This window comes from Carboxylicivirga sediminis (assembly GCF_018156225.1).
Lineage (GTDB): Bacteria > Bacteroidota > Bacteroidia > Bacteroidales > Marinilabiliaceae > Carboxylicivirga > Carboxylicivirga sediminis.
This window is the reverse complement of record NZ_JAGTAR010000015.1, coordinates 67,483-90,418: the sequence shown is the minus strand read 5'-3', so window position 1 is coordinate 90,418 and position 22,936 is coordinate 67,483. Positions and strand designations below refer to the sequence as shown.

15 protein-coding genes are annotated in these 22,936 nt (G+C 35.7%); 14 read left to right on the top strand and 1 reads right to left on the bottom strand.

Annotation, left to right across the window (positions count from 1 at the left end; translation table 11 throughout):
• Positions 1–75: 75 nt before the first annotated feature.
• The 7 genes from KDU71_RS11105 to KDU71_RS11075 all read left to right on the top strand — a co-directional run bounded on the left by KDU71_RS11105 (position 76) and on the right by KDU71_RS11075 (position 12,938).
• Positions 76–1,596 (top strand): sulfatase family protein, encoded by a 1,521-nt coding sequence (locus KDU71_RS11105; RefSeq protein WP_212190818.1) that lies wholly within the window; start codon positions 76–78, stop codon positions 1,594–1,596.
• A complete protein-coding gene (locus KDU71_RS11100; RefSeq protein WP_212190816.1) occupies positions 1,589–3,010 on the top strand; it encodes an arylsulfatase in 1,422 nt (473 codons plus the stop codon). The genes KDU71_RS11105 and KDU71_RS11100 overlap by 8 nt, the downstream gene beginning before the upstream one ends.
• Positions 3,011–3,069: 59 nt before the next feature.
• Positions 3,070–4,362, top strand: a complete 1,293-nt coding sequence (locus tag KDU71_RS11095; protein ID WP_212190814.1) for a LamG domain-containing protein — start codon at positions 3,070–3,072, stop codon at positions 4,360–4,362.
• Between the two features lie 160 nt (positions 4,363–4,522).
• The gene (locus tag KDU71_RS11090) at positions 4,523–6,520 is read left to right on the top strand and encodes a hypothetical protein (protein WP_212190812.1); all 1,998 of its coding nucleotides are present in this window, start codon (positions 4,523–4,525) and stop codon (positions 6,518–6,520) included.
• Between the two features lie 5 nt (positions 6,521–6,525).
• Positions 6,526–8,127 carry a hypothetical protein gene (locus KDU71_RS11085; RefSeq protein WP_212190810.1) on the top strand — a complete coding sequence of 534 codons (1,602 nt, stop codon included), beginning with the start codon at positions 6,526–6,528 and terminating at the stop codon, positions 8,125–8,127.
• A 194-nt stretch (positions 8,128–8,321) separates the two neighbouring features.
• Entirely contained in the window at positions 8,322–11,435 is a 3,114-nt protein-coding gene (locus KDU71_RS11080; RefSeq protein WP_212190808.1) for a T9SS type A sorting domain-containing protein, read from the top strand.
• Between the two features lie 69 nt (positions 11,436–11,504).
• A complete protein-coding gene (locus tag KDU71_RS11075) occupies positions 11,505–12,938 on the top strand; it encodes a sulfatase family protein (RefSeq protein WP_212190799.1) in 1,434 nt (477 codons plus the stop codon).
• A 193-nt stretch (positions 12,939–13,131) separates the two neighbouring features.
• Here KDU71_RS11075 and KDU71_RS11070 read toward each other — a convergent pair whose 3' ends face one another.
• Positions 13,132–14,346 (bottom strand): site-specific integrase, encoded by a 1,215-nt coding sequence (locus tag KDU71_RS11070; RefSeq protein WP_212190797.1) that lies wholly within the window; start codon positions 14,344–14,346, stop codon positions 13,132–13,134.
• A 417-nt stretch (positions 14,347–14,763) separates the two neighbouring features.
• Here KDU71_RS11070 and KDU71_RS11065 point away from each other — a divergent pair, with 417 nt between their 5' ends.
• The 7 genes from KDU71_RS11065 (at position 14,764) to KDU71_RS11035 (ending at position 22,766) form a co-directional block, all read left to right on the top strand.
• Complete coding sequence (locus KDU71_RS11065; protein ID WP_212190795.1) at positions 14,764–16,041, top strand: site-specific integrase; 1,278 nt, start codon at positions 14,764–14,766, stop codon at positions 16,039–16,041.
• 11 nt (positions 16,042–16,052) lie between these two features.
• On the top strand, positions 16,053–16,961 hold the full coding sequence (locus KDU71_RS11060; protein ID WP_212190783.1) for a hypothetical protein: 909 nt from the start codon (positions 16,053–16,055) through the stop codon (positions 16,959–16,961).
• A 203-nt stretch (positions 16,962–17,164) separates the two neighbouring features.
• Positions 17,165–17,452 (top strand): DUF3853 family protein, encoded by a 288-nt coding sequence (locus KDU71_RS11055; protein WP_212190781.1) that lies wholly within the window; start codon positions 17,165–17,167, stop codon positions 17,450–17,452.
• Positions 17,453–17,607: 155 nt separating this feature from the next.
• The gene (locus KDU71_RS11050) at positions 17,608–18,378 is read left to right on the top strand and encodes a helix-turn-helix domain-containing protein (RefSeq protein WP_212190779.1); all 771 of its coding nucleotides are present in this window, start codon (positions 17,608–17,610) and stop codon (positions 18,376–18,378) included.
• A gap of 31 nt (positions 18,379–18,409) precedes the next feature.
• A complete protein-coding gene (locus KDU71_RS11045; protein WP_212190777.1) occupies positions 18,410–18,835 on the top strand; it encodes a hypothetical protein in 426 nt (141 codons plus the stop codon).
• Positions 18,836–19,142: 307 nt separating this feature from the next.
• Positions 19,143–19,463: a hypothetical protein gene (locus KDU71_RS11040; RefSeq protein ID WP_212190775.1), complete on the top strand. Its 321-nt coding sequence runs from the start codon at positions 19,143–19,145 to the stop codon at positions 19,461–19,463.
• Positions 19,464–20,051: 588 nt separating this feature from the next.
• Positions 20,052–22,766 carry a LuxR C-terminal-related transcriptional regulator gene (locus KDU71_RS11035; protein WP_212190774.1) on the top strand — a complete coding sequence of 905 codons (2,715 nt, stop codon included), beginning with the start codon at positions 20,052–20,054 and terminating at the stop codon, positions 22,764–22,766.
• Positions 22,767–22,936: the final 170 nt, after the last annotated feature.

Sequence of the window (22,936 nt, the reverse complement as noted above, 5' to 3'; positions counted from 1 at the left end):
CTAAGCTATATGCTTTAGCATGATTAACATTCATTGAGCGTTGCATCTGACATACTAAAGATAAATTTTAAACAGATGAACAAGTATATTTTTAGCATTCTGATTGTGGTGCTGAGCTATCAGAGCGTATTATCAAAAGGGCAAAAACAAAGTAAAAGACCTAATATAATTTGGTTAATGGCTGAAGATATTGCCCCTGATTTGGCATGTTATGGTACTAAAGCTGTAAAAACACCAAATTTAGACGCATTAGCTGCAAAGGGAACACGCTTTACAAAGTGTTATACTACTAATTCAATTTGTAGCCCAAGCCGAAGTGCCATGATGATCGGTACACATCAGTTAGCCATTAATGCAGGTAATCATAGAAGTAATCGTGATATTCCTTTAGATAAAGATTTTAAGCCCTTTACATATTACTTACGGGAGGCAGGGTATACATGTATTCTGGGCCACAGTAAGGTAATGGATAAGGGAACAAAAATTGATTGTAACTTTAAACATACAGCCATTGGCCCTTGGGATGGGGTTGATAATTTTGGCCTGTTTGATAAGAAGTTTGAATTCTCTAAAGCGGATGAGCCTTTTTTCTCACAGATACAATTAAAAGTAACACATAGAGGTGATTGGTGGAATGATGTACGGAAGCAGTCGGAATATCCGGTCAACCTGAATGATGTTGAGTTACCACCTTATATTGCAGATACTCCGGAAACTCGACTTGATTATGCGAAGTATTTAGATATGATCGAATATGCTGATAATGAAGTTGGCATGCTAATTCAAGAGCTTAAAGAAAAAGGATTGTATGATAACACTATTATTATTTTCATTGGAGATAATGGTAGGTGCAATATACGTGGTAAAGGTTATTTATTTGATTCCGGCCTTCATATACCATTAATCATTTCAGGCAATAAGTTTTTTGACCAGAGTATTGTTAATGAAAATCTAGTTTGTGCTACAGACATTACCGCCACGATTCTTGATTTGGCAGGCATAGAAAAACCCAAAAATGTCAGCGGTAAATCATTATTACAAAATAATTTTAAAAGAACCTATGTGTTTGGGGCACGCGATACATGGGATGAAATACATGATCAGAGTAGGTGTTTAATAGGGAGAAACTATTATTATGTACGTCATGATAAGCCTGAAATACCTTTTGATGCTCATCAGGGGTATCTTGAATTTTACCGGCCTGCAGTTCATATAATGCGACAATTAAATGAACAGAATAAGTTAAATGCAGCCCAAAAATATTTCTTCGAAGAAGAAAAAATGGCAGAGGAATTTTACTCAATGAAAAATGATCCTTATCAGATAAATAACCTAATACATAAATCCGGTAGTCAGGATAAAATAGAAAAATACAAGTCAAAACTATTGGAGTTAGAAGAAAAGTTTGCACCTAAAGATGATGTTGTTCACCATACAACCCCACAATCTGTGAAAATATTAGAATGGTTAAAAAATGAACATCCTGAGGTAATTGAGCGGATGAAGGCAGGAGAAGAAGTTGGTTTGAGTTATTGGATGGAAGAATTTGATAAAGCTCATGGTATAACTAAAAAGAAAAAGAAGAAAAATGAATAAAACAGCCTTAATTATTTTAATCGGTATAATTTGTTCTAGTTGCCAGTCTTCCAGGAAAGGAAGTATTAACGCAAACAAAGGTCAAAAACCTAATATCATTTATATCCTGGCGGATGATTTAGGTTATGGAGATTTAGGTTACAACGGCCAAAAAAAGATTCATACACCCAACATTGATCAATTGGCTAACGAGGGAATGGTGTTTACTAATCACTATGCAGGAAGTGCTGTGTGCGGACCTTCAAGGGCCAGTTTAATGACAGGTCTACATACTGGGCATGGAATTATCCGTGAAAATCCAAGTTGGACTGCCAGTGGAAAACCTGCCACATTTGATGAAAACACAATAACCGTAGCGGATGAATTGAAAAAGGCAGGGTATATCACCGGGGTAATTGGTAAATGGGGATTGGCTGAACTGTGTGGTAAAGGTGTTCCCAACAAGCAGGGCTTTGATTATTTCTATGGTTTTAACCGTCATAGGACTGCTCATCACTATTATGCTGATAGTGTTTATGAAAATCAAACTCAGATTAGAATTGAAGGAAATAACGTGCTTGAAAAGAAAGGCAAGTATATTCATAACCTATTCACAGAAAAAGCAGTCGACTTTATTAATACTAATAAAGATGAGAAATTCTTTTTGTACCTGGCTTACACATTACCTCATTACGAATTAACGATACCCGATGAGTATAAATCTCAATATAAAGATTTGGATTGGCCATTACGAGAAATGAAACCAGGTCACTATTTACATGATAAAAACGGGCATGTAACTTATGCCTCGATGGTTTCAAAACTCGATAGCGATGTAGGATTGATTAATCAGCTTTTAAAAGACCTCGGAATAGGGGAGAATACTATTGTGATTTTCACAAGTGACAACGGGCACGAATATGACAATATTAAAGCTGAGTTCTTCAACAGTAATGGGGAATTCAAAGGAAAGAAGAGGGATTTGTATGAAGGTGGAATTCATTCACCATTTGTAATGAAATGGCCACAAAAAATAACGCCTGGCTCAGTCAATCATCACATTAGTGCTTTCTGGGATTTCTACCCTACTGCCTGTGAAATAGCCGGTGTTAGACCTTCTGGTAAGATAGATGGAATTTCATTCTTGCCCTCTGTTATTGGTGATAATGAAAATCAAAAGACACATGAGTATTTGTATTGGGAATTCAATGAGAAGAGAGGTCCTGTACAGGCTATTCGTCAAAATGAATGGAAAGCAGTAAGGTATAAAGGAAAAAATATGGAACTGTATAACCTGAATGAGGATTCAGGTGAAGAAAATAATCTAGCGGAAAAATATCCGGATAAGGTTAAGGAATTTGAAATCCTTATGAAAATAGGCAGGACAGAACACCCTGAGTTTCCATTAGAAAAAATGCATAACCGAAAAGATTGATAAATAATAATGAGGGGTTCTCCCCTCTATCTAAAATAAATAATTAAAATCCAAGCATTATGAAAAAGTTTTTACTTTTGGTTGTTGCTGCATTATTAACAAATATAATGAATGCGCAGGAAATAGATTATTCAATGACTTATAACATTCAGGGAAGCACAGATGTGTTTGATGTTACTGAGTTAAACGATAATGATTTAAATACATACAAAAGAATAGCAGGTGTAAACTCTACATTAACGATTAATACAGATATGAATACTGAGCTTACCAGTTATAGTTTAGTGGCAGCTAATGAAAGTGATGTATTGTTTCAGTCAGGAATGAGTGAGAACGCAACAGGAACCGAATCCATCTCTATTGGCTCTGGTATTAATGGAAACTCTGTTATTATTGGGGGGAATAAAAATACGCTTGTTGCTTCTTTAACTGGAAAGGCCTGTTATTTAAATGATTTAACCTTTGCTTCTTTAATAAAATTACCATCTGGCACTACAGGAGAGATTGATTTTTTGAGTATCGAAACATCGGCCAGTGAGCATGTAACTTTTGCGTATAATATTACAAACCAACAGTTAGTTTGTAACTACAAAGGTAGTGCGAAACAACAAGATGGGGTTAATATTCCCGCAGATACCAAACAGCAACTTGGCATAACCATTAACACAAGCAATATTAAAGTATTTATCGATCAAGTAGCTGTGGCATCCTGGACAATTGGAACAGGTATACCGGCTGATGAAATAGGGAAAGTATATTTAGGATATAATAGTCAGAACTCAACTTCTGGGTCACTTATAGAGTTTGACGAAGTGTATTTCTACAATTATTTCGAATCAAAACCATTGAAAAATCTGGCTAAGATCCATGATTATACTTTAGTATGGAATAAATTATCCGTGGCAGGAAGTGATTTTGAATTCGGACCTCAAAATTGGAGTTTATATGGCGTTAATGCTGACCTTACAGCTGTGTTAATTGATGAACAAACAAATCAATTTTTCACTAATGGAGAACAAAAAGATTTTGCTATTGCACCGGGTAAACAATTCAATCAATACCAACTTAAATTTAAAGGTTTTGCACTGAGTGAGTTTAAGGTTTTTGGAGATACGCCTACAGCAATTGGTGCGATATCCGAAGACGATATTACTATAAAACAGGATTACGATAGGATTACAATAAGTTGCAATGAACATTTCACATTTAAAGTTTATGACCTTACAGGAAACTTGGTAGAAGCGCAGTCTAAAAAAATACTATCTTCTACTGTTCAGTTAGCTAAGCATAAAGTGTATGTATTAAAAATTCAAGTAGGAAATCAGGTTGTTGGCCGGAAGGTTATTTTATAAAAGGGCTTGATAAAAGGTATTGCAAGTACTGATCTTCGATTCTATCATTGAGAATCGAAGATCAGTAAAGTTAATATTGTATTTCTCCGAACTCTCCCGATATTCAGATAGTTAGGAAAAAGGTACAGGCGACCTTACCATTTTTTTAAAAAATATAGGCATGAAAAAATATTTAGTTTCCATTCTTATCGCACTTGTAAAAGTATTCTCAGTTACAGGTCAGGAGGTGGAAGTGTATAGTGTTGATTTGCATCAGAATGCAAAAGAAATAGCTGATGGAGTTAATGGGTTAGGAATGCTTGATAGATGTAGTACAAGTGAGTTTGCTAAAAGCAGTCAATACACAGATGCTATAAAAAACTACGGAGCCGGCTCATTAAGATGGCCAAGTGCCGGACACGATAATTTGTTAATTACTCATTGGGACAATAATCATACAACCTATTACGGTAAAACGAACCCATACAGGACTAAAGCGGCAGGGAATATCTGGGATCAAAATTACGATATAAATAATAGTGCGCCGCGTAATGAGATGATTGATTTGGATGCCTTTGTGGATGTACTAAAAACAACAAATGCAAAGCCAATAATTTGTATGACATGGCGTTCGGGCGAATTGTATAGTTACGATGAAAACAATAATCGTTTGTTTTATCGTGATCCGGAGCCATATACATTACATGGTGAATTAATGACTCCCGAACAAGCAGCTAAATTATCAAGCAGGGAGATGCAGTTTTTGGAAAATCGACGATTTCTTAAAAGATATTTTGAACTGGGTGGCCCTGATTACCCTGTTATTCAGGTAGGAGGTGAAATTTTTATCGGATGGGACGATAATATATACCCATGGAAATTAGTAAATAAAAACAAAGGGGAGTGGCTTGCTGAAACAATACAAGCATACATAAATGATGCTGATAGTTTTGCTAAAGAATTAGGTAAGAATATTCAGTGGATGGTGCAGTTTAAGGAATGTGAAAAAGGTGGAACTAAAATTCCAACACCTGTAAAGTTTTTAAGAGGTGAACTGGATAAAATGTTAGATGCTTCCGGTGATGATGTTAGTTTCTTAGGTTGTTCAATGCACTATCGTCGCTCATGGAATCAGTGGTTGGATGAAAGCGATATGACATTTGGCTTTATTGCCGACCAAGGAATGGGTAATACAAAACAGATTTATAATTGGTTAACTTCATATTGTGAATCTAAAGGCTATCCCGGAATTCAATTGATACCTCATGCAAATGGGATTGATACTAGAGCAAAAGAAAGTAAGTTACCTGATTACACAACTTTTCAAATAGGATTGGTAAATACTCAATTTGTAATGGAATTAACAGAAGCCGGATTTCCGTATGCTTGTTTTTATGGAGGTATCAAGGGAAATTATGAAGGTAATATAGGATTAAAGGATAATCAAAGTATCTCCTATACTAAAAATGGAGAATATCGTTATAACCCAATACTCTATAGCACCGGATTAATAGGTGAAGGAATAAGACAAGTAAACGAGAAACCTTCAAAACTATTTGAATATCAATCGAAAAGTGGTAATACAGAAGCCAAAACTCAGGTATTTATTGTTGAGCCATCAGCTAAGATGGGCAGTTGTAACGCCGAAGTGCCAAAAATTATTTATGCCTATTTATTGAATAAAAAGGATGTAGAGCAAAAAGTGAAACTAAACTTCAACGAGGTAGTTGAGTTTGGCAATTATGCTAAAAGGTTTTCAGAAAATGAAATTACAGCTCTTGAATTGTCTGATTTTGGTAAAACAATTACAATAGGTGGTAATCAGAGGGAAATGGAATTCTCATTACAGCCACTAAGCCTTACAATGGTGCAAATCAATGTAAAAACAGGAAATTTCGACAATCGCATTGCACCTCGTTTTCAGTTCAGGAAGAGAAAAATTAAAACAGTTAATGTATTTAATGATTACGAAGAGGACTTGAATCAGAGTGTTACAAATCCTGAAAATTGTGACTTACGTTTTGAAAAAGTTACCGGACCATCTTTTGTTTCTATCGATGCAAAAGGGAAGTTGCGTATTGATAGTAACAATGCTCAAGAAGGAAGGTGTATTACACAAGTAACTGTTTCCGATGGCAAAAACACAGATACTTGTTATTTATATTTTAATTTAAAATAAATAGGATGGCAGCTGCGGTAGTGTTAATAATGCTGTGTGCATTGGGGGAGATATTTGGGGGAGATATTCCTAATAATAGCAATAATGAAAGTCGTCAGTCAATAAACTTTGAAGTATATCCCGATAGTGTTAAATGGAAAATCAGCGATTATCTGGTTGGCATGCACTCTGTTTATTGTAACGACGGCGATTCACTCTATGAGCGAAGCAATTTCACAAATTGGATGAGAATAGTTGATGTAGGTACTATGAGGTATCCTGGCGGTGGAGTTGTTAAGTATTGGGATTGGGAAAACCCCACAGGAGTTATGCAAGGCGACCCATTCAACCCTGATTGGGATAACTCCAAAAATACAGTATCGAAAGATTGGACCAGTCTGGATGAATATCTTGAAATGGTAAAAATTTCGGGAATAACACCTTTGCTTGGAGTAAACATCACGTCAGGTTACAAGTACGGTAAAATAGATGAGAGTATTGCACGCGCGGTAAGAATGGTTGAATATGTAAAAAGCAAAGGTTTTGGTGGTGCATTTTGGTATTTAGGAAATGAAGGCAAAAACGGAGGTTGGGAAAACGAAGCTCATCTATTTGTTCAACATGTTAAAGCAATGAAGAAGGTTGATCCTGATATCAAATGTATGTTTAACCATAATAACATGACAAAAAAGTACCTGAGGCAATACCTTAAGATTGCAGGGGATTATGCAGACATTGTCGAAACCCATGGAAAGTGGCCATACGGAGGTAATCCAAAGGAGTACGAGCCGGGAACATTTAATGAATGGCAGATTGAAAGACCTTTGCGGGATAGAAAAAATCACAATCGTGCATGGCGAACCGAAGCAGACTCATTAAGAAAATGGGCTAAAGAATTAGGTTACCCAGATTTAAAATTTGCGAACAACGAATATGGCACGGGTAAAAAATCGAATTTAATTGGTTTTGATCGATATACAACGAGTTTATTGATGATAGATATGTTGCAGGAGCACTTTATTGGTAACTGGTATATGACCTGCTATTGGTATTGGGTAAGCAACAGAAAAGATGATAAAGATGCCTTGATCGCTTTTAATCATAGTATGCGATACAATCCCATGAGATACGGTTTTGAATTGCTGGCTAAAGCCCAAGGAGGGAATATGTTACAAATGTTGGATGAAAACAACCCCTCAACTTATGGTTTTGCAGTGGAAAAAGATGGGGAGTATCTGCTCTATCTTATTAATAAATCAAATCATGAAAAGGTTGCTAATGTCTTTATTGATAAGGGTAGTAATTTGGAAATTGTGGAAAGCAAATCCCTGGTGAATACGCTTGATGAATTTGGTGAGCTTGTTTCAACAAATGTGGATTCAATACAAGAAAACCATATTCCCATAACCCTTCCCCCGCTATCATATTCACGTTTTATTTTTAAGGAATCTTCTGACATTACACCTTCTGCATCAGTCAAAGGATTATCTGAACTCAATATTAAGCTGTATCCCACTTCCACCACTGGGGCAGATGTATATCAATGGTTGCAGAGCCAAATATGTCGAAATCTACAAGCTCATGAGACAAAAACAATGCGTAATATAGGTTTATCAGAATCAGCTTAACGTATCTTGGATTACCTCAAGGAACCTATATCGTTAAACTTAACTGCAACGGTGGGAAGGTGTTCGTGAAACCTGTCAACAAAATCAAAAAAAAAGATGAAACGAGCATGCAAATTCAATTGTTTAAGTTGCATACAGGGAAATGATTGAAATTATTTGTGAGATACATATGGCCATTGTAAATAAATTTAAACATGAATAAACACATTTTTATCATATTAAGCATCTTTGGTTTGTTTTTTATAGCACAAGAAAGCGTTGCTGTGCCAGGAATAAAAAATAATAAAACGACCAATTCATCATATCACATTAAAGTACTTAACCTTAATGGGCTAAATGCTTATCGTCTGAAGGTTATCAACAAAGGTGATGTGGTGAAACAAAAAATCATTGGCTCAACATATAATTACGATGTGTTTGGAACCAATATGGCGGGAGAAAAATTGTGGCAAGATAAAACAGGAGGCTTTTGTTTCGATATCTGTACAGGAGACATTATTGGTGATGAATCTGAAGAGGTAATACTTGGCTGCGCCGATGATTCGGTCTATTGTTATAACAGCAAAGGGGATCGGCTATGGACAACCGGATTGCAAAGTGGACCTGTATTTTCTGTAGCTCACATAAAATCTGAAGGTGAGAATTACATATTAGCAGGCACTGTACTCAATTATGTTTTTGTTATAAACGCAGAAGGTACCATTATCTCGAAACATAAGTTTGATGGAGCAATTAGGGAGCTGTTGGTTTATGACTTTGACCGCAACGGTACAGAAGATGTGTACCTAAACAGGGCATATAGAGACAACGAGCAATATGGCAATATTTATGCTTTCCCTTCCTTTGCGCCTATCAGTTCCTTTTCAGAGGTCGAACTGGGATTAAATCGTAGTGATCATGGTCAAAATGCACTTCTGTATACAAAAGAGAATGGAGAAGCTCTTATTTTTGATGACAAAGGTTTTATTGATCCTTTGGATGGAATGAAACGTGTTACGTACAGTAATAGTGGATTTTCTATTGAAAAAGATGATTATGCCTCTGGTTACCGTGCAAAATACCTGAGTTCTGGCAACTACCTGCTTGGGAGTGATGAAAAACAGGTGGCTATGGTCTATGGTGATGATGTCTTTTTGTACTCATCTAGTGCTCAGCTTTTAGCCTATAGGAGAACTAATCAGCTGTCTTTTAATGATGTAACTACGGTATCTGAGAGTGGGCAGGACAAAATTCTTTTGGCTGGTGCTCCTAATGGCGATGACAACCTTTACTTGATAAGCCCTGATAATTCTTCCGAATGGCTTACAGAACTAGCTCAGAGGGACTGGAGTGGTCAGATGAAGAGTATTTCGGATGCTTATTCTAATATTCAAACCAATATTAACAATTGGGCTGGTGTTGCAGTTGATCTGCCTTCTGATAAGCCCATTATAATTCAGGTTAATGGTACTCAGGGAGATGGCCTTAATGATGTTACTATGGAAGATTGGATTAGCATCTGGAAGAATGAGTTAGCTTATTACAATCAAAAATTCCCATATCCCGATCGCATTAAGTTTGCTTTTAGAGTTCAACTATATGAAAATTGGACAGGTTACTTCCAATATCAAAATCCTGATGGTACTTGGGTTACTGAAGCAGAAAAAGGGTTATCGAAAGAAACACTTCTCACCTTTGCCAGAAGAATGGAGGAAGAAGGTATTCCGTTCTATTCCAAAGCGCACGGCATTCAGGTTTCGCTTGATACATATAAAGCCATGATGGATGTCGCACCCAATGCCTATCTGGGAGTCGGTATTGTCGAATATGGTTTTGCCTATAGTCCTTTTGAAGTGAACGAGAAGGGTAAGCAGGATTTTTTTATTCGTGACTTTATGTTACCATTAATGGACTATGCAAAGGAAAAGGGCAAAAATGTGTGGTTTCATAACAAGGGTGCTGTTTGGGCCGTTCGATCCCAAATGTCCTGGATGCAATCAGGAATCATTTCCGAGAAATACAAAGATGTTTTAATCATGAGCAATGAAGACAGCAACTCACGAACTCCTGACTTAAATACAGCGGGACGTGTAGGTGCATGGTATGCAGGATACGTTAACAATTGGGGGTATCGATGGGTGAGCGATATACCTGCCTATTCCCGCCTTTGGGACTGGAGCCGGGTCAATACAGGTCATCCGGCATCTCGTTCGTTGTTAACAGCGGTGTCTTTGGGTGCAAATTATTTAAATATATGCAGTCGCCAGTACAATCAGCAAAAAAGAGAGGAAATGCATTCGATGTCAACTGGTGTTGAGCAGTTTATTCACCTCTTAGGTAAAGGTATTATCGCACCTCCTCAAAGAGAAAACTTATTGAATATTTCGCCTGTTACCCTAACGCTCAAAGAAGAGTTAGTTCCAGAAGCTTATTGGACGAGTGGCGGACATGACTTTAATACTGGAAGTCAAACGCATAAAGGTTATATTCAGGCCGATGGCTTTGGTCTATTATCCAAAATGGGTGTTGAATGGGGTAGTGCCACAACTCCTAAAACAGACTGGGCAGCTTATACTTACGGACGTTACCAACAGACCCATAATCACATTCCAAACCTAGGGCATGGTTATGGCTACGCCCCTATAATCGGAAAACCAAACAATCGTTCTGATATTGATATTTCATACTTCACAACACAAATTGAATCCGACGGAGAAACGGCTTCAATAGATGACGAAGTTTTATCTCTAAGTCAAACGAAAGAACGAGTACTTGAAGCTATGAGCAAGGGAACTGAAGATATAGATATGTTCCCTGTGATTATTACCGGAGAAGTTTTTTCTTCAGTCAACAGAATTGCCGAAGACCACTACTTGCTTTACCTTGTAGATCCAAACCTCATGAGTCCGGGTGGTGATTGCCTAAGTAGTATTACGGCCAATAAAGAAGGTGAGTGGTCCGTGAAGGACAGGATCAGTAATGAAGAAATGGGGACACTTAACCCAACTATGAACGTAACTATTCCGGCAGGAGCTTTTAGAATACTGGAAATCAAAAGTGACACTAATTTATTAGCAAAATCAGAAGTATCTGAAAACAAAATTAGAATCTACCCTAATCCGGTAATTAATGAACTAAATGTATTTTTTCCTAGCGACATAGAAAGCTCTAAATTGGTTGTTTATAGCTTGAGTGGAGAAAAAGTTTCATGTCAAGAATTAGAAAATAAGAACACTTGCGTTGACTTCAGGTCTTGTCAGCCAGGTGCTTATCTGCTGCATTTCTCTTTGAAGAATAGTTTCGAAGTGCACAAAGTAATTAAATATTAGGCAGCTATCTAGTGTTAAATGATACATCGTTTTTAAGTAAAAAAATTTATTACACATTAACAATACATTATGAATATTATGAGAAAAGGCTATTACCTGCTTTTTGTAATTCTTGTTTTCGGCTTTCAGCATACTACTGTCAATGCCCAGTCGCCAAACGTAATCCTTATCGTTTCAGACGACCATGGCTATGCAGATATGAACTATTTGGGTGTCCATGATTTAAAAACACCGAATCTGGATCAATTGGCAGCAGAAAGCATGTCGTTTACAAATGCATATGTAACGAGTCCTATTTGTAGTCCTTCTCGCGTTGGCTTAATAACCGGGCAGTACCAGGCACGTAATGGTAATTATTTTTACGGCGGATCAGGAATTGCCGATGGCACTAAAACCATAGCTCAGGGATTTAAAGATTTAGGATATGTAACCGGTTATTTTGGGAAATTGCACTATGGTGAAGATGATAGTCCTGCTTCGTATAATTACCCTAATAATCACGGTTTTGATGAATGTGTCACAGCCGGCCATGGAGGTAGGGTGCACTACTTATACCATAATGATGAAGCGATGAAGCACCATGGGCTTCCAGCTGAACATTGGCTAAGGAACGGAAAGGAACTTACGGAAGATGGTTTTTCCACAGAACAAATATCAAGTTGGTCTCAGGAGTTTATTGAAAAGAATCAGAAGAAACCTTTTTTTCTTCAAATAGCTTTTAATGCAGTCCATAATTTTACCTTTCAATTACCTAAAAAGTATCTAAAAGAATGGAATCTTCCTTACTATCCTGATTTTGAAGAATTAGATGGTTCAATATCTCGAAATGTATGGTATGATCAATCCATTATTCCTAACCTACCTCATGGCAGAGATTATTACCATGCACAGCTGCATTATATGGATAGGGAAATTGGTGCCATTCGAAAGAAATTAGAGGAACTTGGATTGGATGATAATACTGTTATAGTTTATACCACAGACAATGGCGGTTCAAACTGTAGCGGAGGCGACAATACTCCCCTATATAGTACTAAATATTCTCTTTACGAGGGTGGAATTCGAGTGCCAATGTTGATCCATTGGGAAAATAAGATTGAAAAAAACACTACTAATGATATTATGGTTAGTACTTTGGATTTGATGCCAACATTATTGTCTGCTGCAGGTGCGACAGAAGAAGCTTATACAGAATCAGACGGTTTAAATCTTTTGCCTAATATTTTGCATGAGAAAGAAATTGAACGGAATACAATGGTTTGGGATGTTGAATTTGCATGGGCCGTTCGCAAAGGTGATTGGAAGCTAAAAGTAGTTCTGGATCAAAATATAGCTGATAAAATAGCAAAAAAGCAACATACTAATTTAGGTAAGGGTGTTGAGCTTTTCAATTTGGCAGAAGACATATCAGAGCAAAACAATGTAGCTGAATCATTCCCGGAGATAATCGAGGAACTTACAAAAATACATGAAGAATGGAAAAAGGAAGTAACTCAAAAATAAGTGATCATCATTAGCAGGCTGAAGTCGGAATTCATAAATATATTAGATAAGACATACTCTGACCAATTGAACTATCCGTAAACTATTTTTTTTTATTAAACGTCATTTAATTATTGAAGATCAGAAAAACTGGGAGTTAAATTGGGCTCTTTGTTGTTAATAATTATTTCAAACAAAGAGCCCGAAGAGATTCCTAATACAAATTCTTAATCTTCACCATATTTTTCTTTATCAAAGCTTCCGTTGTTCTGGCATAACGCTGAGTCATCTTTGTACTTGAATGGCCAAGTGTTTTTGATACAACTTCCAGAGGCATATTATTTTCCAAAGCAACCGTAGTTGCAAAAGTGTGCCTGGCTGTATGAGTTGATATTGGCTTATCAATACCACATATGATTCCTATTTCTTTCAAAAATGCATTCATTTTTTGGTTACTGAGAACGGGAAGAACTGTACCTTTTTCAATAAGTTCAGGCTCGTATTTATACTTAGTCAATAACTTTTTAGCAGCTTCAATCACAAAGATGGTACTCATTTGATCGGTTTTGGTGCGCTTTTTATGAATCCAGGTAATTCCGTTACTATCGGTTGTGATATGTTGTCTTTTTAATGACTTGGCATCAGAGAATGCTAACCCGGTAAAGCAGCAAAAAACAAACACATCGCGTACCTGTCTTAAACGTTCTATGCCTATTTCTTTATTGATAATTATATCCAATTCCTCTTTGGTAAGGTATACAGCATCAACAGGCTTAAGTTTGAATTTAATGGTAGCAAATGGATCTTTCTTCATCCAACCATTGGCCAATGCAATGCGAACAATCTTTTTGAAGTTCTTTAAATACTTAATAGCAGTGTTGTGGGCGCATTTGCGTTCGGTTTTTAGGTATAATTCATAACTGCATACAAACTGATGATTCAGGTCATCCAAAGCCATGTCTTCACGTTGATACTGCCAACGAATAAAGTCTTTGGTGTGCATATAACTGGTTTCGTAGCGTTGAACTGTATCAGGAGCGAAGTCTATGCCAATTAGCTTCCTGGCATTGTCATTATGTTCCTGGAATACTTTCAGGATAGTTCGCCTGTTTTCTTTTTTACCCACTAATTTTTCCTGAATAATTCGAGCAGTGACGGTTTGATTATCCAAGATCATAAAATCAATATAAGATAATATTTTTCGTTGATATTGATCGATGAATTCATTGAGTTCTAAAATTTCCGGGCTTCGACCTTTAGCTCTGTCCTTTTTGTCATCCCAATTATTAGGATTGACATGTTTTTTAAGTGAGAACTCTGTTCTTTCCTTATTAATAGTGATTCTAACAAAGATTGTTGCATCTCCTGTTTTGGTAAGTTTTGTTCTTTTGATGAAGAACAGGATTTTGACATTTTCAAGTCCACTCATAATGATAATTTTTAATGTTAAAATTATTTTTATGAGTTCATTTTGTAACGATTCAAAACCGAGTAATAGAGCGCAATACAGAGTGTTTTGCAACTGTCAATCGAGGACTTTTTTTGAGAAAATCAAGTCCTCGATAAGTCCGCTCAAAAACTGCGTTTTTTTGCATCTTTTTGCAAAATATTGCGCATAAAAAAAACCCTATAAGCGTTGACTTACAGGGTTTTACTTTAAATTGCTTTCGCAGTCAGCGGAGAGAGAGGCTCTCGAACCTAGAATTTTGATAGCATTAAGACTACCTCATATATCCCTTTAATAGTGGGTATTAATAAAATTTGGCATTTAATTAAATTTATCAAAATATACTTTGATATCTCAAATAATGCGTGTAAAATTGCGTGTAACATTTTTACACACAAAATGAGATATAAACTGTCATTAGAAAAGCGTAAAAAGGATGGCGAGATAATTATAGAGAACGTGCCAATCCGAATTGCAGTTAATCACAATGGGCAACGCATTACCTTGTCAACGGGTTATCGTATTGATGCGAAAGCATGGGATGAAAAAGGTCAGGTAGTGTTGCAGGGATACCATAATAAACAAAAGGAACCATACAATATTATCAACTCAAAGCTTGCATTACAGAAAAGCTTTCTCGATAACTTCTCTCTTAAACATCAGATTGAAAGATTAGAGATAGACCTTGAGAAGCTCAAGGTAGACTTTGCTGAAGAATTTTCTCGGAAGAAAAATGTTAAGCATCAGGAAGTCGAGCAAGAATTGAGCTTTTTTGAATTATATGACCTATTTGTCAAAGAGAGAGGCAAACAAAATGATTGGATGCAGCCCACCTATACGAAATTCAAATCTCTTAAGAAGCACTTAGTGAATTTCGACAAAAAGCTACATCTGGATAAGCTGGATGAAGAGAAATTGACCGACCTTGTTGAATATCTGCGTAAGGAAGGAAAAATGAAGAATACTACGATAAAAAAGCAACTTGGCTTTTTGAAGTGGTTTCTCAAGTGGGCAGTAGAAAAAAATCACACCAACAATAATGCCTATCAAGGCTTTAAACCGAAGTTAAAAACAGCTGATAAGCAGGTTATCTATTTAAGTTCTGCCGAACTGGATTTAGTGCGCAATTATAAGATTCCGGAATCTAAACAATACCTTGAACGAGTGAGAGATGTGTTCTTGTTTTGCTGTTATACATCATTGCGCTATTCTGATGTGTATAAACTACAAAAGCATGATATCAAGAAGGGTAAGATTGAGATAGTAACCCAGAAGACAACTGATAAGTTAAGTATTAAACTTAACTCAAAAGCGATAGAGTTGATTGATAAATACAAGGAATTTCATTTTAAGGATGAGAAGGCCCTGCCCGTTATTTCCAATCAGCGTATGAATGATTACCTAAAGGAGCTTTGTGAATTAGCGCAAATCAATGAGCCAGTAACTGCTATTGATTTTGTTGGGAATAGAAGGATTGAGAACACCTATCCAAAGTACAGTTTGGTAGGTACTCATACCGGTCGACGAACATTTATTTGTAATGCTCTATTGAATGGGATGCCAGCCCATGCTGTTATGAAAATCACAGGTCACTCCGATTATAAGGCGATGCAGCCATATATTGATATTGTTAGCAAGGATGTTGACAATATGGTAGATAAGTATATTAACTTTTAAATTAATTCATAATGTATAATGCAATAAATGAAATAAATAAGAGCATTGAAATTCTTCTTTTAATAATCGATATGATGAAAGAAGAGATTAAATCTGACAATTTCGAGGAGCTTTCTAGACGGATTGAAAATGAAGAATTTATTTATGATATCGATGATTGTGACCCAACTGCGATACTTTCAGCCTTAGAGACAATCTTTTTTTCTCTCCAATCTAAGGGAGGCAGAGAGGTGGTTGAAGATATTTATATTAAAAGAATTGAGACAGACTTAATCTATGTGTTAGTTCATCTTATAAGATGCTCAAGACGGGTAGATGCTAAAGTTTCGGATAATCCTGATAATGATATATATATAATAATCAAAGAGTATATCGATGATTTTTTTTGTGTTGTGGAAGAAATATCTGACAATGTTCAATATTTCTACAGGTCTATTTTAGGAGTTGATATTGAACTTAATCCATTTGAAAGTTTAAAGGCAGAAAAAGTAACATTTAAAGATGTATGTGGTGTTATTGGATACACCGAAAATAGAATAACACAAATGTTAAATGACAGTGAATGCAAGTTCATTGAAGCTTTTGATAATTATTGCAGGGAAAATAAAATAATGGATGTATCCAGGAGGCAATTAAAGGAATTGGCAGTCTATAAATACTTGAGCGGAAGAAGCTCGAAGAAGATTGCTTTTAATGGAACGCATACTGATATCTTTCGTGTTGCGAACATATTTAAGTTAGATGTGGCAAAAGCAAATACAGTTTTTGATAATGGAAAAGGAAAAATGACTAATAATCACAATCCAAAGAACAATGTCAATACGCCTCTTGATGAATTCTTTAAAACGCAGTATAATTTGCATTTTAAAGACAAAGCAAGTGATCTTTTATCATTTGAGTATTGTTTACCAATAAAGTGACCCCACAAAAGAAATGATAGTCATATATCTCATAATGTGATTGATATGAGGTGATTTTTCTGAAAAACCCCAACTGACCCCACGTAAACCCAATCTTGCGTGGGTTTTTTTATGCTTTGTTCGATTATAGTTTCGTAGCATCAAATTTGATTAATTAAAGTATGCTAGTGTACTAATTATTAATTCAATAAAAATTAGTAAAGATGTATAATGACGAAACTCCAATTGTAATGCTTACAGTTGGGGAATTAAAGGCACTGATTGGACAAAGAGCCGAAGTGGAATTAAAACAGGAGAGTTTTATAAATAATGAAGAGAAAAGTTATGTCTATGGCTTGTCTGGTATTAGGAGATTATTCAATGTCTCGCACGCCACTGCACAACGATATAAAGACACCATTCTTAAGGATGCCGTAATGCAGAATGGGCGAAAAATAATTGTAGACAAGAATAAGGCTATTGAGTTGTTTAATCAATGTAGAGGGAGGTAATATGGATGTTAACAACCTAAATCAGTTCTTTGAATGGAAGCATAACTCAGGCATTGAACAAGCTGATAGCAAGCTCGCAAATATTAGTTACTCCATTTATGAGTTCAGTAGAGCCGCCACTATCCAAAATATACCAATCATTTTTTAGCTAATACATGTCAGTTATAAATAATTCTAACGGATGGGTGAGCGTGCATAGAACCCTTACTTCTTCTTCATTGTGGCTTTCTGAAAAATTCACCAGAGGTCAGGCCTGGGTTGATATGATATTACTGACAAATCACTCTGCGGGCTATATACGAGTCAGAGGCATTAGAGTACCATTGGCAAGAGGACAACTTGGCTGGTCTCAGAAAACACTTGCAGAAAGGTGGGGATGGTCAAGGGATAAGGTTAAACGATTCTTAAATGAGTTAGAAAGCGATGGCATGATAAGTCAACAAAATAGCAAGCTAACTAGCATTCTAACAATTGTTAACTACGACCATTATCAAAACAACCAACATCAAACGGGCAACAGACCAACATCAAACCAACATCAAACCGACACTAACAATAAGGTTAATAAGGAGAATAAGGTTAATAATGAAAATGGAGAGTTTACCCCTCCCTCACTTGAAACCATTATTTCTTTCTTTTTAGAAAATGTAAGTTCAAAGGTAGAAGCTGAAAAATTCACGAACCATTATACAGGGAATGGTTGGATGATGGGAAGTAGTAAAATGCAGAATTGGAAATCGGCTGCAAAAAACTGGATAATTTGTTCACCTTCTTTCAATCAAACAAAAGCGACAAGCCATGAAACAAATAAAAACAGAAGTCAAAAATCAGCTAATAGAACTGAAGAACCAAAGCTTACCCGCACAGAACAAGCAAAACAAAACCTCCTTGCCAGCGTCGCGGCAATGGATGATAGACTATTATAAGCAGAGATTCCCAACTGTCACAAGCTTCTTTATGGCGGCCAACTATACTCGCATAATTGAGCATAAAGGCCACTTACCACAAGAAGAGTTAATTTATTCTTCTGCCATTAGATTATGCGAAATTGACAAGATTTACGGGAAAGGAGTGGCAAAAAATTTTGTAATTGCATATCTGATTAACTTTTGCGATTTACTAAACATTAAGGAAGATGCAAAGTTAAATGAAATACAACTTAGTACATGCGCTTTGAATATTCTAATGCGATGCAATGGTATAACAATTTCAGAGCTAGCTGATATGATTAGAAAATTTAGCTCTGGTAGATATGGACAATTCTATGGCCAAATGGATATTATGACTATAGGTGAGTGGACAATGGTCTATATGAAAGATAGAGGTGACATAATTTTAAATAATGACCAGCTTACTCGCTTTATTTTAGAAAGAGATAAATAACATATTTAGAATTAACAACAAAGCTGGCATCTTCTCCGCTTTGTAAAAAACAGCACTATATGAAGTAAAATTGCCTATTACGCACATCAGAGTTCGAAGCCAAACGCTCAGATGTACAATAATACCCAGAAAAATGACTGGCAAAAGTCAATTATCAAATTCGAAAGAATAAGGACAATTTCACAGCTTCACCAAATTATTGACTGAATAATTCAACGAATAATCTCATAGATAAGTGTATTGGAAATGTGTAAATTACCATAAAGGGAACCATCTCTATTGAAGATATTCTTGATATTATCAAGAAATGCGAACATCATTTGGATCAACTTTTCGCGACAAAAGCGCTATAAATGCTCAAAACCAGCACAATATTGAGGAAATAGCACGAGACGAAATAAGAATCGCTGAACTGCGCCTTATAGAAGAAATTAACGCCAATTTATACTGTAAACGGAGGAAAGATTTTCTAGAAGTCAGCAAATACCTATTAACTGGCAGTACCAAGAATGAAGCCAATATTAATGAAGTAAACTTTCTGAAGATTTTGAACATCGGCCTAAGGCAATTGGTGTCAGAGTTAAATTTTGAAAAACGCATGCCTAAAAAAGTCTGGCTAGTAATGTAATTTTCATAAATAAGGCTCTGACAACAACCGGATTGCACGAAGATTGAAAGGTCTAGTATATTATCGGACAATAGTTCATCCTATATTTTGCATGAGTTGCAAAATTAATAGAATATTTTGGCATGAGGCATGTCAGGGGAGTACCATATCATACCATGACTCAAGGCAAGATTGAGTGGTATCACAGGATGATGAAGAATACAATTAAACAAAACAACTATTTCTGCCTGGATGATTTACGTAACAGCTTAGCATTTAACAATTACTACCATAATTAGTATTGACATGAAGCGTTAGATAGCTAACACCATCTGACAATTATTTAGACAATACAGAACAACGCCTACATTAACGAATGCAAATTAAAAATCAAACTTCAAGAAAGGATAAGGAGCATAAGAAAGCTGAATCCTAGTAGCAAATAAAAACTCTTAAAGTTTACAACAGCTCATCATTATTTACCTGATTTAGCTGTTTGGAGAATAAAAAGTATCTCTTAATTTTAAGCATAAATTTGTCAAAAATTTTGACTTAAAACATAAGACCACACTACCATTATACACAATTGCCACAGAACCTAACAAAATTATGATTCAAAATACAAAATTTCACAGGCCAAAGATTAACAACGATATAATTACCAGAAACCGATTATCTTCAATCATTGAGAACAATGTTAATAAAACAGCAACACTTGTAATAGCACCTACCGGATACGGAAAAAGCATTTTGGTAAGCCAGTGGTTAGAGTCTTCCTCAAAATACTATTGTTGGCTCTCTATTGATGATGACCTCAATGCAGCAGATAGTTTTTTCCGGCACTTATTGTATGGTTTATCCAAAAAATTACCCGGCATTTTCAATAGATATGTATCTGCTAATATCAATTCGGACCTACCTCCCGAAAAAGTAATAGCAGACTATATAACTAATGAATTCTGTAATGTAAATGAGGAATTCATTTTAGTATTTGATGATTACCATTTAATTTCCGACCCTCAAATAAATAGGTTTGTCGAGACCTTGATACACAGTCCAAGTCCTAAAGTACATTTGGTTTTAATATCACGAAAAAAACCTGACATTAATATTAGCAAGCAACTTTCATTTGGTGAATTAAAAGAAATTGGTGTAACGGACCTAATAATAAATAACGAAGAATTAGAAGTATTATCACAATCAACTCATTACAGAAGCATTAAGCCAGATGTTGCTCAAACAATATTAAACTACACCGAAGGATGGGTTATAGGTGTGAAGATGGCTTTGTTGTATTGTTCAAATCAGAATAATTCTGACACGCTTGAATATAAATTTGAGTTAAATAAATCTCACTTTAAAGAATACCTGCTACAGGAAACAATTGCTGTATTATCAAAACCTGTGCAAAAACTGATGTTGGTTTCTGCTATTTCCACTTCCTTTAGTTTAGAATTTCTTAAAGCAATCTTAATCAATGAAAAAACGAATTATAAACCCAATGATTTAAAAACACACTTCCTACAATTAGTTACTTCCTCACAGTTTATTATTTCCTTAGATGAAGATGGTAATTGGTATAGATATCATCATTACTATTTCGATTTTCTGTCCGAATTATTAAAGAAAACAAAAACCAAGGTTGAGATACAAGGCATGCATAAAAAAGCTGGATTGTTTTATGAGCAAAATCAAAATATTGATAAAGCCATCCAGCATGGCATTGAAGCCAATGATGTTAAGTATGTAGTTGGTCTATTTAAAAAATATAAGCATTCATTGTTGAATAAAGACCAGTTTACAAGATTGCAAAAATGGTTGACCCTTGTCCCTGAACAATGGCAGCAAAATGAACCTGAAATACTGGCAACCAGAATCTTTTTCCACGATAGTAATGCCGATTATGTAGCTATGCAGAAGGATAGTGAATTATTTAGCCAATGTACTCCGTATAAAAAAACCTTAACAGGTGATAAAGCCAGATGGTGGGCTGAGGTGAAAGTAGCTCATGCTTCACTAATGTATCTGACCGAACAAATTGATGAATGTATAGCTCTGAGTCAAGATGCGTTAAACAAATTACCTTCTGAAGCAAGTTATGTGAGAGATGTTGCTTTTTTCCTTAAACTGCTGGCACTCCAGACTAAAAACCAACAGAGCATAGCTGAATCTGAATGTAAGAACGTGCTTAATGCAATTCCTTTTTCAGATAATGATAAGCGGATGCGTTTATTCGCCTTAAAAGCCATGTTAAATGCTTTTAATGGAGACATTGATGGAACTAGAGGTTTCGCAAAAAAGTGCATCGCTTTGTCGAAAAACAGTAATCTTTACGTATCAAAAATATATGCTCATTACTTTTACCAAACAGCTTCATACCTAAAGAATGATTTATCTGAAGCAAATATATCTGGCATTGATCTTAATAAATACATTTACATGGGCCGCCCAATCTGGGGGCTTAATTTTCTAATTACGAAAGGATTTGTTCTTAATGCACTTGGAAAACGTTCAGAACTAAAAACAGTAATGAACCAATTAAACGAATTTGCAAGTAACTATCCACAAACGCCCATATTATCAATTGTTAAGGCATTTGAAACAGATGTATGCCTTATTAATAATGATATTAAAATGGCTAGAAAATTAAGTGCAGAAGCCGACTTTAACCCCTTCCCCCCTTATTGTTTCGCATTCTTTCCTCAACTGACACAAATAAAGTTATGGCTGTATTTACGAACAAATAGCAAACTGCAAAAAGCTAAAAAAGAATTAGACCAATTGATTGACTTCGGAATCAGAACAAACCGTATTAACCTTTTGCTTGCAGCCAAACCATTACAGGCACTCTTATTTTTCCTTATTGGTGATCATCATAAATGCATGGCTGCCTTTATTGAAGCCCTTAATTTTTCTTATGAAAAGGGAGTGGTTCGCAATTTTCTGGATGTTGGTACTCAAATGCAAACCCTGATTGAAAATTACATTTACCACGGGTTTACGCACCCTTATTTTGAAGTTGTTCATAATGCCTTTTTGCAAGAAAATATTGACAAGCGATTTGCTGAGAAAAGCATAGCTAAAGACTCTTTTATTAACCCGCAGTCTGGGAAAGTAAAAATCACCATGAATGAAGTAAATTTGTTGAAAATGCTTCACAATAATTTTCAAAATAAGGAAATTGCACAGGAAATAGGCATCACCACCGATTCTGTTAAGAAATCTTTATACAGGATGTATAAAAAACTAGGTGTAAATAATCGCTCAGATGCTATTTACAAAGCAATTGAGGTCGGACTTTTTAAAGTTGATAATACTAAGTAGCGTAATCAACTTAAAATACGCAATTATGTCTACTTTTTGTCCACTCAACTTTTATAGATAAATGGATAAATATGTTGTAAATTTGAATTTAACAACTAACAGAAGCCTTATTACGACTCTCTTTTAAGAGTTTAAGCAAAAATGTTCTGTATTTTAAATTTATGTCAAAC